The 12,643-nt window shown below is 65.7% G+C and carries 14 protein-coding genes; 7 read left to right on the top strand and 7 right to left on the bottom strand.

Going from position 1 to position 12,643, the window contains the following annotated elements; all coding sequences use genetic code 11:
* Window positions 1-22 precede the first annotated feature (22 nt).
* The 4 genes from AC07M1_RS03195 (at window position 23) to AC07M1_RS03180 (ending at window position 5,391) form a co-directional block, all read left to right on the top strand.
* Window positions 23-394: a septal ring lytic transglycosylase RlpA family protein gene (locus tag AC07M1_RS03195; protein ID WP_495161119.1), complete on the top strand. Its 372-nt coding sequence runs from the start codon at window positions 23-25 to the stop codon at window positions 392-394.
* Window positions 395-492: 98 nt separating this feature from the next.
* On the top strand, window positions 493-2,169 hold the full coding sequence (locus AC07M1_RS03190; RefSeq protein ID WP_495161118.1) for an MFS transporter: 1,677 nt from the start codon (window positions 493-495) through the stop codon (window positions 2,167-2,169).
* 71 nt (window positions 2,170-2,240) lie between these two features.
* On the top strand, window positions 2,241-4,916 hold the full coding sequence (gene ppc / locus AC07M1_RS03185) for a phosphoenolpyruvate carboxylase (protein WP_495161117.1): 2,676 nt from the start codon (window positions 2,241-2,243) through the stop codon (window positions 4,914-4,916).
* Between the two features lie 64 nt (window positions 4,917-4,980).
* Window positions 4,981-5,391: a hypothetical protein gene (locus AC07M1_RS03180; RefSeq protein WP_495161116.1), complete on the top strand. Its 411-nt coding sequence runs from the start codon at window positions 4,981-4,983 to the stop codon at window positions 5,389-5,391.
* Window positions 5,392-5,447: 56 nt separating this feature from the next.
* On the opposite strand, the gene AC07M1_RS03175 is transcribed toward AC07M1_RS03180, so the two are convergent.
* The 5 genes from AC07M1_RS03175 to AC07M1_RS03155 all read right to left on the bottom strand — a co-directional run bounded on the left by AC07M1_RS03175 (window position 5,448) and on the right by AC07M1_RS03155 (window position 8,582).
* The gene (locus tag AC07M1_RS03175) at window positions 5,448-5,843 is read right to left on the bottom strand and encodes an acyl-CoA thioesterase (RefSeq protein ID WP_495161115.1); all 396 of its coding nucleotides are present in this window, start codon (window positions 5,841-5,843) and stop codon (window positions 5,448-5,450) included.
* 40 nt (window positions 5,844-5,883) lie between these two features.
* Window positions 5,884-6,297, bottom strand: a complete 414-nt coding sequence (locus AC07M1_RS03170) for an ExbD/TolR family protein (protein ID WP_495161114.1) — start codon at window positions 6,295-6,297, stop codon at window positions 5,884-5,886.
* Between the two features lie 62 nt (window positions 6,298-6,359).
* Window positions 6,360-6,953, bottom strand: coding sequence for a YdeI/OmpD-associated family protein (locus AC07M1_RS03165; protein ID WP_495161113.1), 594 nt, complete (start codon window positions 6,951-6,953; stop codon window positions 6,360-6,362).
* A 61-nt stretch (window positions 6,954-7,014) separates the two neighbouring features.
* Window positions 7,015-7,266 (bottom strand): DNA primase, encoded by a 252-nt coding sequence (locus AC07M1_RS03160; RefSeq protein ID WP_495161112.1) that lies wholly within the window; start codon window positions 7,264-7,266, stop codon window positions 7,015-7,017.
* 77 nt (window positions 7,267-7,343) lie between these two features.
* Window positions 7,344-8,582 carry a multidrug effflux MFS transporter gene (locus AC07M1_RS03155; RefSeq protein WP_495161111.1) on the bottom strand — a complete coding sequence of 413 codons (1,239 nt, stop codon included), beginning with the start codon at window positions 8,580-8,582 and terminating at the stop codon, window positions 7,344-7,346.
* A gap of 103 nt (window positions 8,583-8,685) precedes the next feature.
* Between AC07M1_RS03155 and AC07M1_RS03150 the strand changes: the two genes are divergently transcribed.
* From AC07M1_RS03150 to AC07M1_RS03140, 3 genes are all read left to right on the top strand, one after another.
* Window positions 8,686-9,189: a hypothetical protein gene (locus AC07M1_RS03150; protein WP_495161110.1), complete on the top strand. Its 504-nt coding sequence runs from the start codon at window positions 8,686-8,688 to the stop codon at window positions 9,187-9,189.
* 229 nt (window positions 9,190-9,418) lie between these two features.
* Window positions 9,419-10,369 carry an isopenicillin N synthase family dioxygenase gene (locus AC07M1_RS03145; RefSeq protein WP_495161109.1) on the top strand — a complete coding sequence of 317 codons (951 nt, stop codon included), beginning with the start codon at window positions 9,419-9,421 and terminating at the stop codon, window positions 10,367-10,369.
* A gap of 53 nt (window positions 10,370-10,422) precedes the next feature.
* The gene (locus tag AC07M1_RS03140) at window positions 10,423-11,715 is read left to right on the top strand and encodes a homoserine dehydrogenase (RefSeq protein ID WP_495161108.1); all 1,293 of its coding nucleotides are present in this window, start codon (window positions 10,423-10,425) and stop codon (window positions 11,713-11,715) included.
* Between the two features lie 96 nt (window positions 11,716-11,811).
* Here the strand turns inward: AC07M1_RS03140 and AC07M1_RS03135 are convergent, their stop codons facing one another.
* Both AC07M1_RS03135 and AC07M1_RS03130 read right to left on the bottom strand, forming a co-directional pair.
* Window positions 11,812-12,162: a hypothetical protein gene (locus tag AC07M1_RS03135; protein WP_495161107.1), complete on the bottom strand. Its 351-nt coding sequence runs from the start codon at window positions 12,160-12,162 to the stop codon at window positions 11,812-11,814.
* Between the two features lie 55 nt (window positions 12,163-12,217).
* Window positions 12,218-12,538, bottom strand: coding sequence for a hypothetical protein (locus tag AC07M1_RS03130; protein WP_495161106.1), 321 nt, complete (start codon window positions 12,536-12,538; stop codon window positions 12,218-12,220).
* Between the last annotated feature and the right edge of the window lie 105 nt (window positions 12,539-12,643).

Here is a 12,643-nt window from a genome sequence, read left to right as displayed (position 1 = left end):
GCCCGCAAAAGGGGACATGGGAATGCGGGGTCTTTTCATCGGCGCGCTTGCGCTTGCGCTGGCCGTTCCGGCGGCGGCGCAAGAGGACGATGCCGGTACCGATCTGGGCAGCGGCATGGCGAGCTATTTCAGCCGCGAGATGGCGGGCAACCGCACCGCCAATGGCGAGCGCTGCGATCCCGACACGCTGACCGCAGCGCACCGCACCGCGCCCTTTGGCAGCCGTATCCGCGTCACCAGCCTGTCCACCGGAAAGAGCGTGGTGGTGCGAATCAATGACCGCGGACCGTTCAGCGGCGGGCGCGTGATCGACTTGTCCCACGCTGCCGCGCGCGAGATCGGGATGCACCGTACCGGCACCGCCAGGGTCAGCCTGGCGATGCTCGAGGACTGAATCGTCCCGCATTAGCCGCGCCGTAACGTCATTTCGGCCCTCGACGCCTGACCCAAATCCCGCCACCATCCGCCCAAAGACAAATCAGGGAGACGAGGATGACGGCGCAGCCAGCGGTTGCGGGCCGGAACGAGCGCAAGGTGATCATCGCCTCGTCGCTCGGTACCGTGTTCGAATGGTATGATTTCTACCTCTACGGACTGCTGGCGACGGTCATCTCGGCCAAATTCTTCTCGGGCGTGAACGAGACCACCGCATTCATCCTGGCACTGGGCGCATTCGCCGCAGGGTTCGCGGTGCGGCCGTTCGGCGCCCTGGTGTTCGGGCGGCTGGGCGATGTCGTCGGACGTAAATACACGTTCCTCGTCACGATGGGCCTGATGGGCCTCTCCACCTTCGCGGTCGGCGTGCTGCCGAGCTATGCCAGCATCGGCATCGCCGCGCCGGTAATCCTGGTGCTGCTCCGCCTGCTTCAGGGCCTTGCGCTCGGCGGCGAATATGGCGGCGCCGCGACGTACGTTGCCGAACATGCGCCCGAGGGGAAGCGCGGCCTGTTCACCAGCTGGATCCAGACCACCGCGACGCTCGGCCTGTTCGCTGCGTTGCTGGTGGTGATCGGTATCCGCACCGCGATCGGCGAGGCCGCCTTTGCCGACTGGGGCTGGCGCCTGCCCTTCCTCGTCTCGATCCTGCTGCTCGCCGTGTCGCTGTGGATCCGGCTCCAGCTTGCCGAGAGTCCGGTGTTCCAGAAGATGAAAGAGGAGGGCACCACCTCCAAGGCGCCCTTTACCGAGGCGTTCGGCCAGTGGCGCAATCTGCGCACCGTGCTGATCGTGCTGCTGGGTGCGGTCGCGGGGCAGGCGGTGGTCTGGTACACGGGCCAGTTCTACGCGCTGTTCTTCCTCGAGAAGACGCTGAAGGTCGACGGCGCGACGGCCAATATCCTGATCGCGATCGCCCTTGCCCTCGCCACCCCCTTCTTCGTGATCTTCGGCGCGCTGTCCGACAGGATCGGGCGCAAGAAGATCATCCTGGCCGGCTGCGCGCTGGCGGCGATCACCTATTTCCCGACCTTCCACGCGCTGACCCAGGCGGCCAATCCGGCGCTCGCCTCCGCCCAGGAAAGGGCGCCGGTGACGATCATGTCGAGCAACGACATCTGCTCGGTCCAGTTCGACCCGATCGGCCGCAACAAGTTCGACCAGTCGGGCTGCGACATCGCCAAGGCCTATCTCGCCAAGTCGGGCATCCCCTATAAGAGCGTGCCCGCGATGCTGCCGCCCGGCGCGCCGACGCTCAAGTTCACGACCGTCCGGGTGGGTGACGAGGAACATCCGGCGCCGGATCCGACCGGACTCGCGCCCGCCGAACGCGCCGCCTTGATCGCCACCTATCAAGGCGAGCTCAAGACCGCGCTTGCCGATGCCGGCTACCCGGTCAAGGCGGACCCGGCAGCGATGAACAAGCCGTTGATCGTCGCGCTGCTCTTCTGGTTGGTGCTGCTGGTGACCGCGGTTTACGGCCCGATCGCGGCGCTGCTGGTCGAGATCTTCCCGACGCGGATCCGCTACACCGCGATGTCGCTGCCCTATCATATCGGCAATGGCTGGTTCGGCGGGTTCCTGCCGACGATCGCCTTCGCGATGGTCGCGGCCACGGGCGATATCTATTACGGCCTATGGTATCCGATCACCGTCGCGGTGCTGACGCTGATCCTCGGGCTGTTCTTCCTACCCGAAACCTTCCGCCGCCGGATTGACGACGATGCGACATAATCATTCACGCTTCTCGTCTCTAAAGTAACGATCCGGTTGACGCTGGCCATGCCGCAGTGCAGCACGCGCGCATGGCCAGCGCACCACCAATCACGAACAATCCCGACATCCGCTATCTGGGCCGCGTCCTAGGCGACGTGATTCGCGCCTATGGCGGGGACACATTGTTCCGGCGCATCGAGTATATCCGATCAGCATCGGTCGATCGGCATCGCGGCATCGCAGGCGCGGACAGTATCGATCCGGGCCTGGGCAGTCTCAGCCTCGACGACACGCTCGATTTCGTGCGCAGCTTCATGTTGTTTTCAATGCTCGCCAACCTGGCCGAGGATCGACAAGGCGTGGCCGCCGAAACCGGCGCGGACGTCGAGCATGCCGTTGCCAAGCTCAAGGAACATGGCGTCGATACCGCCAAGATCGCCGAGCTGCTCGACCATGCGCTGGTCGCGCCGGTACTGACCGCACACCCGACCGAGGTGCGGCGCAAATCGATGATCGATCATCGCAACCGCATTGCCGAGCTGATGGCGCTCAAGGATCGCGGCATCGCCGAAACCGCCGATGGCGACCTGGTCGATGAGGCGGTGGTGCGGCAGGTCGCGTTGCTGTGGCAGACCCGCGTGTTGCGGCCCGAGCGCCTCTATGTCGCCGACGAGGTCGAGACCGCGCTTTCCTATATGCGCGACGTGTTCCTGCCGGTCCTGCCCGCGCTCCACGCGCGCTGGGACCGCGCGCTGGGCAGCCGCGTGCCCGCCTTCCTGCGCCCCGGCAACTGGATCGGCGGCGACCGCGACGGCAACCCGTTCGTCACCGCCGATTCGCTGCGGCTAACGCTGTCGCGCTCAGCGGAGACGGTGCTCAATCACTATCTCGACGCGGTCCATGCACTCGGCGCCGAACTGTCGATCTCGAGCCATCATGCGCGGATCGATCCGGGTGTCGTTGCCCTCGCCGACGCCAGCGGCGACGCCGCCGCGAGCCGCGCCGACGAACCCTATCGCCGCGCACTCTCGGGTATCTATGCCCGCCTTGCCGCGACCTATCGCGACCTCACCGGCAAGGCGCCGCCACGCCCCGGCGCGCTGACCGGCGAACGCTATCCCGATCCCGCCGCGTTCCGCGCCGACCTGTCCACCGTCGCGCACGGCCTGGCCGCGCAAGGTGCAGAGACGCTAGCGTCGAGCGGCGCACTAGGACGGCTGATCCGGTCGGTCGACATCTTCGGCTTCCATCTCGCCACGCTCGACATGCGCCAGAACAGCGCGGTGCATGAACGCGTCATCGCCGAACTGCTCAAGGTTTCCGGCGTCGAGACCGACTATGCCGCGCTCGGCGAGGCGGCACGCGTCGACCTGCTACGCCGCGAGCTGGCGTCGCCACGCCCGCTGACCAGCCGTTTCGCGACCTATTCAGACGAGACCGCATCGGAACTGGCAATCGTGCAGGCCGCCGCCGAGGCGCACCAGCGCTACGGCCGCGCCGCGATCCGCCAGTATATCGTGTCGATGGCGCAGTCGGTCTCCGACCTGCTCGAAGTCCATGTGCTGCTCAAGGAAGCCGGGCTGTATATCCCGGGCGAGGAGCCGCAGGCGCATGTCATGGCGGTGCCGCTGTTCGAGACGATCGCCGATCTCGACGCCGGGCCGGACATCATGCGTGCCTGGTTCGCGCTGCCCGAGGTCGCGGCGATCGCCGGCAAGCGCGGGCATCAGGAAGTGATGATCGGCTATTCGGACTCGAACAAGGACGGCGGCTATCTCACCTCGACCTGGGGTTTGTCCAAGGGTTCGACGGCGCTGCAGCCGGTGTTCGAGGAAGCCGGGATCGCGATGCAGCTGTTCCATGGACGCGGCGGAGCGGTCGGGCGCGGCGGCGGATCGTCGTTCCAGGCGATTCAGGCGCAGCCGGCGGGCACGGTGCAAGGCCGCATCCGTATCACCGAACAGGGCGAGGTGATCGCGGCGAAGTACGGCACGCGTGAAAGCGCGCAGACCAATCTCGAGGCGATGGCGTCGGCGACGTTGCTCGCCAGCCTCGAGCCGCAGCAGCTCAGCACCGCCGATGCCGCGCGGTTCGAAGCGGCGATGGAGGAATTGTCGGGTACGGCGTTCAAGGCCTATCGCGGTCTGGTCTATGGTACCGAGGGCTTCACCAGCTTCTTCCGCCAGATGACGCCGATCGCCGAGATCGCCGGCCTCAAGATCGGCAGCCGCCCGGCCAGCCGCAAGAAGAGCGACGCGATCGAGGATTTGCGCGCGATCCCCTGGGTGTTCAGCTGGGCGCAGGCGCGCGTGATGCTGCCGGGCTGGTATGGCGTCGGCGCGGCACTGTCGGAGTTCAAGGATCGCGGGCTGCTGCGCGAAATGGCAGTGGGCTGGCCGCTCTTCGCCTCAGCGCTGGCGAATATGGAGATGGTGCTGGCCAAGTCCGACATGGGCATCGCAGCACGCTATGCCGAGCTGGTCGAGGATCGCGCGCTGGGTGACGCGATCTTCGGACGCATCCGCGAAGGCTGGCAGACGACGCACGATCAGCTGCTCGAGGTGACGCGCCAGACCCGGCTGCTCGAGAAGCACCCGGCGCTCGAAACCTCGATCAAGCTGCGCCTGCCCTATATCGAACCGCTCAACCTGCTTCAGGTCGAACTGCTCAAGCGCCACCGCGCTGGCGAGACTGATCCCAAGATCGAACAAGGTATCCTGCTGTCGATCAACGCGATCGCAACGGCCCTGCGGAACTCGGGTTGAGCGAGGCAGCGCGGGTCGTCGGTATCGGGTAGAAAACGGTCGTTGAGCAGCATAGCCTGCCCTCATGAAGACCGCATACCTGACTCTTCTTCTTGCGCCGGTTCTTGTATCCGCTTGTGGTGAACCACTAAACAAAACCTCTCGGCATCTCCAACCGCTCATGGATGACGACCCGTGGCCGGCGGGGGACCGCTGCTTCCTCGCGACAGAAGGCGAAGCGCCAAGCAACTATGTCCGCTTGATCTCTTACGGCGGGAAAGCAGTCGTGCGAGTGGAGGGGCGACCGACAATCCTGTCCTATCAAGGCGAGAATGTGCGCGGTGGCGGCACATTCCGGCGGGGATCTTTGAGTGTCACCATTGGGGGTATTTCATTGGCAGGATCCGCATCCTCAACGCCAATTGGAGAAGCGGCGGTCGTCACCGTTCGCGATGAGGGGGTGAAAGAAAAGTTTGAGGCGTTGTGGACTTGCTGAGCCTCAAGGCAAACGCGCTCAATAAGTCGAAAGCGCGCCCGGCGCCTCGCCCCTGCTCACCCCTCCAAAAACGGCGCCGCGATCTCGTCGCGCACGCGGACCAGCCGGCCAGTGGCGCGGTCGAGCATCGCCCAAGTCGAGACCGCCTCGACCTTCACCTTGCCGTCGGCGCCGGTGAAACGCATGTGGCGATCGAACCGTGCGCCGCGCGGCGGTTCGGGCACCCAGGTTTCGCCGGTCACGGTCTCGCCCTCGGACACATTGCCGCGATAGTCGATCTCGTGGCGGGTCACGACCCAGATATAGGCATCGTGATGCTCGGGCGCGGCGACCGCGTGCCAGTGCGCCACCGCGACATCCTGGATCCAGCGGACCCAGACGGCATTATTGACATGGCCAAGCTCGTCGATGTCGTCCGGCCCGGCGGTGATCGTGCGTGTGAAGCGCGCCATAGGGATTGACGTTTACGGCAACTATGGCGCGCGGGGAAGATCAGTCGAACCGCATCGCCTCATTGCCGACAAAGCCCAGCCGGGTGACGCCGGAACGCTTGACCTGCGTCAGAACGGTGGCGAAGCGCTCGTAACGCGCCGCTTCGTCCGCCTTGAACTGCAGCACGCCGCTTGCGGCGACGGTCGAGGCGAGCAGCGCCGGAAGCTCGGCATCCGTGATCGCCCGGCCGTCCCAGGCCAGTGCCCCATTCGCTGCGATATCCAGCCGATGCGGCAGTTCATGCACGACAGGGGATGGCCCCGCCGGCAGATCGACCGGCAACTTGTGCATCGCGGACGGAATGGTGACGATGAGCATGATCAGCAGCACCAGCAACACGTCGATCAGCGGGGTGGTGTTGAGCGCGGAGATCGGCTCGTCCGCGGAGCGGGTCGGGGCAATGGAACGACGCATGTGTCACCTCCACGGTTAGAGATGATATATCATGCCATGCATTCTAGGGAGCGCAAGCCTCTTTAGCAGTTTTCATATTTCCAGTGCCGCTTCTTGCCCTCGCGGATCCATGCCATCGCCTCGGCCAGCCTTTTGTCGCGGGTCGCCTCGCGCTTGGCCTCGCCGATCCATTCGCAATATTCGCGGCGGCAGCTCGGCGCGAAGGCATCGAAATTGGCGGCGGCGGCCGGGTCGCGTGCCAGCGCCTCGGCCAAGACCTCGGGCACCTCCGCTTCGGGCTTGGGCGGTCTGGCGGCGCGCTTGCGGATGCTGCCCGAGTCGGTCAGCGACATCGCCTCACGCACCTGCGCTTCCATCGCGACGTCATCGGGCAGATCGGCGAACGATTCGATCCGGCCAAACTGGCCCATCGCCTCCCCTTCCTTCCCGGTTGCGAGCTGGTCGCGATACCAGAAGCCGAAGCTGGCATGCGCCTTGAACGCGGCCATGCCGGCCAGGGGCCGGTTGCGGTAGGAAAAGGCCGGCATTCCCCATTTGATGTCTTCCTCGACATCGGGGCAGGCGGCGTGGACCCGGGCGCGCAGCCAGGCGAGGATCGGTCGGGCGAAGTCCGCCTGCCGTTCGATATAGGCATCGATTCGCGGATCGGTGGCCATATGCGCTCCCTTGGTGGGCAATGCTCTGCCCGAAGCGCGCGCCAGTCAATCGCCGCGAGGATCAGGTGTCGTCTTCGTCGGGTTCATATTCGACGACGTCGCCTTCCGCATCGTCCGCGACCATGGCGAATTCGTCGTCCTCATCGGCTTCGATGTCCTCGCCCAGATCTGGATCGAGGTCGGTCTGGATCAGACCGTCGGTGGGGCCGTTGCGTGTCGCTTCGAGGATCTGGGCGCGCTGACTCTCGTCATAGCCGTCCTCGTCATACCCGTCGTCGCCGGGTCCGCGTCCTGGAACTTGATGACCGCCCATCGCAGCCCTCCATGCCTCACCTATAGCGCGAACGGCGGAACAGCGCACACGGTTCCTTGGATATCCGCCAAACGCCCTCAGCTGCGGCGGAACAGCTTGCCGCGCTCGGTGACGAAGACGATGGCGAGCGCCGTGAAGCCGAGGACCGTGAAGCCGAGATAGAGCGGGATCGTCGTGCCATCGAACGCCTGACCGATCACCGCGCCCAGCACCGCCGCTCCCATCGTCGCGATAAAGCCCTGAAGGCTCGACGCGGTCCCCGCGATCTCGCCCATATTCTCCATCGCCATCGCCGAGAAATTGGAGTTGGCCAGGCCCATCGCCGCCATCATCGGCGCCTGTAGCACGATGAACACCCACAGGGTCTCGCCCCAGGTGAGGATGACGATCAGGTGGATCACCGCAAGCGCGGTCGTCGCCACCAGCGCGAAGTGCGACAGGAAGCGCATCCCGAACCGCATCACCAGCCGCGAGTTGAGGAACGACCCCAATGCCATCAGCCCGGCGACCGACGCGAACACCACGCTCAGCAGCTCAGGCCGCTTGAACACATCATAGACGATCTGCTGGATCGATCCGATGAACGAGAAGAAGCAGCCGGAGATGGCGGTGGTGGCGAAGGTGTAGCCGACTGCCCAGCGATCGCGGAACATCGTGCGGTAGCCGCGCCAGATCGCACGCGGATCGAGCGGCTGTACGGCATCGCGCGGCAGTGTTTCGGGCATGCGCATCGTGAACCAGATCAGCACCAGCGCCGCGATGATCGCGATCCCGCCGAAGATCAGCCGCCACGACCCGAAGATGATCACCATCAGCTGGCCCCAGGCGGGCGCGAGCACGGGAACGATCATGAAGGTCATGAAGGCGAGGCTCATCACCCGCGCCATCGCCCGCCCCTGAAAACAGTCGCGCACCAGCGCCACCGTCACCACGCGGCCCGCCGCCACCGCCGCGCCGCTTGCCGCGCGGGCAAGCAGCAATAGCTCGAAGCTGCCCGAAAAGGCCGCGACCGCATTGGTCACGACATAGAAGCCAAGCGCGATCGCGATCACCGGCTTGCGCCCGAAGCGGTCGGCGAGGGGGCCGTGGAACAGTTGCGCGACCGCAAAGCCCAGCATGAAGGCGGTGATGACGTACTGGCGGTGATTGGGCTGGGTCACACCCAGCTCGTCGCTGATCGCGGGCAGCGCCGGGAGCATCGAATCGATGCCGAGCGCGGTCAACGCCATGATCGACGCGATCAGCGCGACGAACTCGCCCATCGGGATGGGCGACCGGTTCGCCGCTTCGCCGGGTTGGTGAGTCTGCGCGTCCATGCCGCGCCCAATGCCGCATCGCCAAGAGCACGTCACCCCGCGTCTTGATCTTTTTCGTCGCGCTGATTAGTGTATTGTCTGAATAATACGGTGGAGCGAGTGTATGACCCGGAACTGGATCGCCCTTCCCCTGGTGCTGGCGCTCGCGGCATGCGGCGACGGATCGGGCGATGGCAACGGCGCGAGCATCTCGGTCAAGAGCGGCGAAGGCGACGCGACGATCAAGGCCGACAAGGACGGCCGAGTCGCGATCAAGGCGCCGGGCTTCGAAGGATCGATCAAGCTGCCAAAATTCGATCTGAAGGCCGAGAATTTCGATGTCGGCGGCCTCAAGCTCTATCCCGGGTCGACGATCGCCAGTCTCAATGTCGATGCCAATCGCGACGCGGGCGGCGAGGATACGGTGCGCGTCCAGTTCGATTCGCCCGCCGCCGCCGACCAGGTCCGCAACTGGTTCCAGGAACAGATGCAGGCGGCCGGCTTTACCGTCACCGCGAAGGACGGCCAGTTCACCGGTAAGACCGGCGAGGGTAGCGACTTCACGCTCAAGCTCGACTCCGCCGGCGATTCGAAGAGCCGCGGCACGCTCACCGTCCTCGGGAAGTAGGACCTTTGCGGTAGGCGGCACCAGCCCGCTCCCCCACTCGGCCTCCCATAGGGTAGCTTTGCTGGGTGGCCGGGTGGGGGAGCGGGCTGGTGCGGCTTGAAAACACGATCCATCGCTGCGTAGGCGATCGGCCTGCGGGAGGGGTGCACGGCACTGTACCCCTCCCGCCTCTGTTCTAGCGCGCCGCGACGGTCTATTTCCGGGAGAATCGTTTCCGGAGTTACCTTGAATGCCCGACACTATCCTTGCCGAAGTCCCGCTGGTCAGCCTGGCCGATCAGGCGAGCGACCCTGATGGCTTCGCGGCCGCGCTGGGCGGATCGTTCGAGCGGTTCGGCTTCGCGATGGTGTCCGATCATGGCGTGCCCCAGGACCTGATCGACCGCGCATGGGCGGCGACCAAGACCTTCTTCGACCTGCCCGAGGAGGAGAAGCGCGGCTATTTCGTCGCGGGCGGCGGCGGCGCGCGCGGCTATACGCCCTTCAAGACCGAAATCGCCAAGGGCGCCGAATATGTCGACCTCAAGGAGTTCTGGCATATCGGCCGCGAGCTGCCGGCCGGACACCGGTTCGAAGAGAATATGTCGCCCAATATCTGGCCCGACCGGCCCGAAGGGTTTCGTGAAACCTTTCTCGAGCTGTTCGCGGCGTTCGACACCGCCGGCGACAAGCTGCTGTCGGCGATCGCGCGCCACCTGAGCCTCAAGCCCGACTGGTTCGACCCTGCGGTCAAGGACGGCAATTCGGTGCTGCGCCTGCTCCACTATCCGCCGGTGACCGAGGATGCGCCGAACGTGCGCGCCGGGGCGCATGAGGACATCAATCTCATCACCCTGTTGCTCGGTGCCGAGGAAGCGGGACTGGAGCTGCTCGACAAGGACGGCGGGTGGCTGCCGGTCAAGCCGCCCGAAGGCGCGATGGTGGTCAATGTCGGCGACATGCTCCAGCGGCTGACCAACCATGTCCTGCCTTCGACCACGCATCGCGTGGTCAATCCGCCGGTCGAGCGCCGCGGCTCGCCGCGCTATTCCATGCCCTTCTTCCTCCACCCCGCGCCCGATTTCCTGATCAAGGCGCTGCCGCAATGCGTGACCGCGGAGAATCCCGAGCGCGAGCCGCCGATCACCGCGCATGATTATCTCGCCGAACGGCTGCGCGAGATCGGCCTGACAAAGAAATAATAGGGTTGCGGCGCTCCGGGCATTCTCTAGCGGGAGTGCCAGGAGATTTTGACATGACCGAACCGTTGCGCGTTGCTCTTGCCGGCCTTGGAACCGTGGGTGCAGGCGTCATTCGCCTGATCGACGCCAATGCCGAGCTGATCGCGCGCCGTGCGGGCCGGCCGATCGAGATCGTCGCGGTCTCCGCGCGCGACCGCGCCAAGGATCGCGGCGTCGATATCTCGCGCTTCGACTGGGTCGACGACATGACCGAACTGGCGCGTCACCCGCGCGCCGATGTGGTGGTCGAACTGATCGGTGGATCGGACGGCCCCGCGCTCGCGCTCGCCCGCGCGACGCTGGCGGCGGGCAAGGGCCTGGTCACCGCCAACAAGGCGATGATCGCGCATCACGGGCTGGAGCTGGCACAGGTCGCCGAGAAAAGCGACACGCCGATGAAGTTCGAAGCGGCGGTCGCCGGCGGCGTCCCGGTGATCAAGGGGCTGCGCGAAGGCGCGGCGGCCAACCAGATCGACCGCGTCTATGGCATCCTCAACGGCACCTGCAATTTCATCCTCTCCAAGATGGAGGCCGAAGGCCGCGATTTCGGTGAAGTGCTGGCCGAGGCGCAGGCGGCGGGCTTCGCCGAGGCCGATCCCAGCTTCGACATCGACGGCGTCGACGCCGCGCACAAGCTCTCGATCCTCGCCAGCATCGCCTTCGGCACCCAGCCCGCATTCGGCGACGTCGCAATCGGCGGTATCCGCCATCTGCTCGCCGCCGATATCGCCGAGGCGGCGGCGCTGGGGTATCGCGTGCGCCTGCTCGGCATCGCGGATCTCAATGGCAATGGCCTGTTCCAGCGGGTCCACGCCCACCTCGTCCCGCTTTCGCATCCGCTGGCGCACGTGCTTGGCCCGACCAACGCGGTGGTGGCGGAGGGCAATTTCGTCGGCCGGCTGCTGTTCCAAGGCGCGGGCGCGGGCGACGGCCCGACCGCATCGGCGGTGGTCGCCGACCTGATCGACATCGCGCGCACCGAATTCGGCCCGCCCTATGCGATGCCCGCGACCAGCCTGACCGCCGAACCGATCGCCCCAACCGGCGAACGGCGTGGCCGCGCGTATCTGCGTTTCACCGTCGCGGACAAGGTCGGCGTGCTGGCCGAGATCGCGGCGGCGATGCGCGATGCTGGCGTTTCGATCGAATCGCTGATCCAGCGCGGGGCGATGGCCGACGGCAGCGTGCTGGTCGCGATCGTCACGCATGAAGTGCCCGAGCGCTCGATCGCACAGGCGCTGGAGAAGCTGCGCGGCTCGCCCAGCCTGGCGGGCGAGCCGATGTGGATGCACATTCTGGGCGAGTGAGGCGCCGGAGCATTTCCGCTTTGAGCGGAAATGCTCTTGTCCCTCGATGCCGCATTTTCCGAGCCGTTGGCCGTAAACGGTCGACTTGAACCTGCGCTAGGGCGCGGGTTCGCGCTTGCGCATCACCTTGCCGTCAAAGCCGACGCCCACCGTCACCCCGACCATGCCGCCGCATTGGGTCAGGAAGGGACCGGTGACGCCGCACTGGAACATCCCGTCCTCCAGCACCCGTTCGGTCTTGGCCGGCACATTGTCGGCGGCGCGGGCACTGACAAAGGGGACGCGGTATTTCTTGTCCGCATCACGCAAGGCGCAGATCGTCACCTCATCGGGATCGCCGGTGGTCTTGCACGGGATGATGGCGCGAGTCTTTTCGCGATAGGCCTTAAGCGCGGCATCGTCGCCGCCAGCCTGGAGCATGATCGAAACGATAAGCAACACGGACATGGGCAGAACCCTCCGTTCGTTGCGTTAGCACAACGACGGCACCGCGAAAACCGGGTCAGTTGATACCGGTACTCAACACTTCCCGGCCCTTATTCGGGCAAACCGGGGCGCCCTGCACGCCGCAGGGCAGACCGGTCGAGCGGACCACCTCCATCTTGCCGCTATGCTCGGTCGTTGTGACGCCGGTCAGCCGGTAACCCGGAGCGGCTGACTGCGAGCAGGTACCGGTGACGCACAGTTTTGCCGGCTGGGGCAGCACGCGGCGCGCGACCTTGCGCGCGGAGCGCTTGCGGACCGTGGCTGCGGGCCGGGCGCGATTGGGCAAAGTGACGACCCGCGGTTCGCCCGCGACGCTCAACGCCAACAACAGACTCATGATCATCCGCGCACCTCACCCCTCGACACACACCGAACGCCGCGAATTGCTCTTGGTTTCACCGGCATCGCCAGCTTTTGAATGGATGACAGCGTTGGCCCCCAT

It is taken from the genome of Sphingomonas sp. GW821-FHT10C01 (assembly GCF_059415525.1).
The sequence above is the reverse complement of the archived record's forward strand: the minus strand, read 5'-3'. Positions and strand labels throughout refer to the sequence as shown.

Excerpts from the sequence above, each read along its gene's own strand:
- AC07M1_RS03195 (WP_495161119.1), top strand. The coding sequence starts at position 23 with ATGCGGGGTCTTTTCATCGGCGCGCTTGCGCTTGCGCTGGCCGTTCCG.
- AC07M1_RS03190 (WP_495161118.1), top strand. The coding sequence starts at position 493 with ATGACGGCGCAGCCAGCGGTTGCGGGCCGGAACGAGCGCAAGGTGATC.
- ppc (WP_495161117.1), top strand. The coding sequence starts at position 2,241 with ATGGCCAGCGCACCACCAATCACGAACAATCCCGACATCCGCTATCTG.
- AC07M1_RS03180 (WP_495161116.1), top strand. The coding sequence starts at position 4,981 with ATGAAGACCGCATACCTGACTCTTCTTCTTGCGCCGGTTCTTGTATCC.
- AC07M1_RS03175 (WP_495161115.1), bottom strand. The coding sequence starts at position 5,843 with ATGGCGCGCTTCACACGCACGATCACCGCCGGGCCGGACGACATCGAC.
- AC07M1_RS03170 (WP_495161114.1), bottom strand. The coding sequence starts at position 6,297 with ATGCGTCGTTCCATTGCCCCGACCCGCTCCGCGGACGAGCCGATCTCC.
- AC07M1_RS03165 (WP_495161113.1), bottom strand. The coding sequence starts at position 6,953 with ATGGCCACCGATCCGCGAATCGATGCCTATATCGAACGGCAGGCGGAC.
- AC07M1_RS03160 (WP_495161112.1), bottom strand. The coding sequence starts at position 7,266 with ATGGGCGGTCATCAAGTTCCAGGACGCGGACCCGGCGACGACGGGTAT.
- AC07M1_RS03155 (WP_495161111.1), bottom strand. The coding sequence starts at position 8,582 with ATGGACGCGCAGACTCACCAACCCGGCGAAGCGGCGAACCGGTCGCCC.
- AC07M1_RS03150 (WP_495161110.1), top strand. The coding sequence starts at position 8,686 with ATGACCCGGAACTGGATCGCCCTTCCCCTGGTGCTGGCGCTCGCGGCA.
- AC07M1_RS03145 (WP_495161109.1), top strand. The coding sequence starts at position 9,419 with ATGCCCGACACTATCCTTGCCGAAGTCCCGCTGGTCAGCCTGGCCGAT.
- AC07M1_RS03140 (WP_495161108.1), top strand. The coding sequence starts at position 10,423 with ATGACCGAACCGTTGCGCGTTGCTCTTGCCGGCCTTGGAACCGTGGGT.
- AC07M1_RS03135 (WP_495161107.1), bottom strand. The coding sequence starts at position 12,162 with ATGTCCGTGTTGCTTATCGTTTCGATCATGCTCCAGGCTGGCGGCGAC.
- AC07M1_RS03130 (WP_495161106.1), bottom strand. The coding sequence starts at position 12,538 with ATGAGTCTGTTGTTGGCGTTGAGCGTCGCGGGCGAACCGCGGGTCGTC.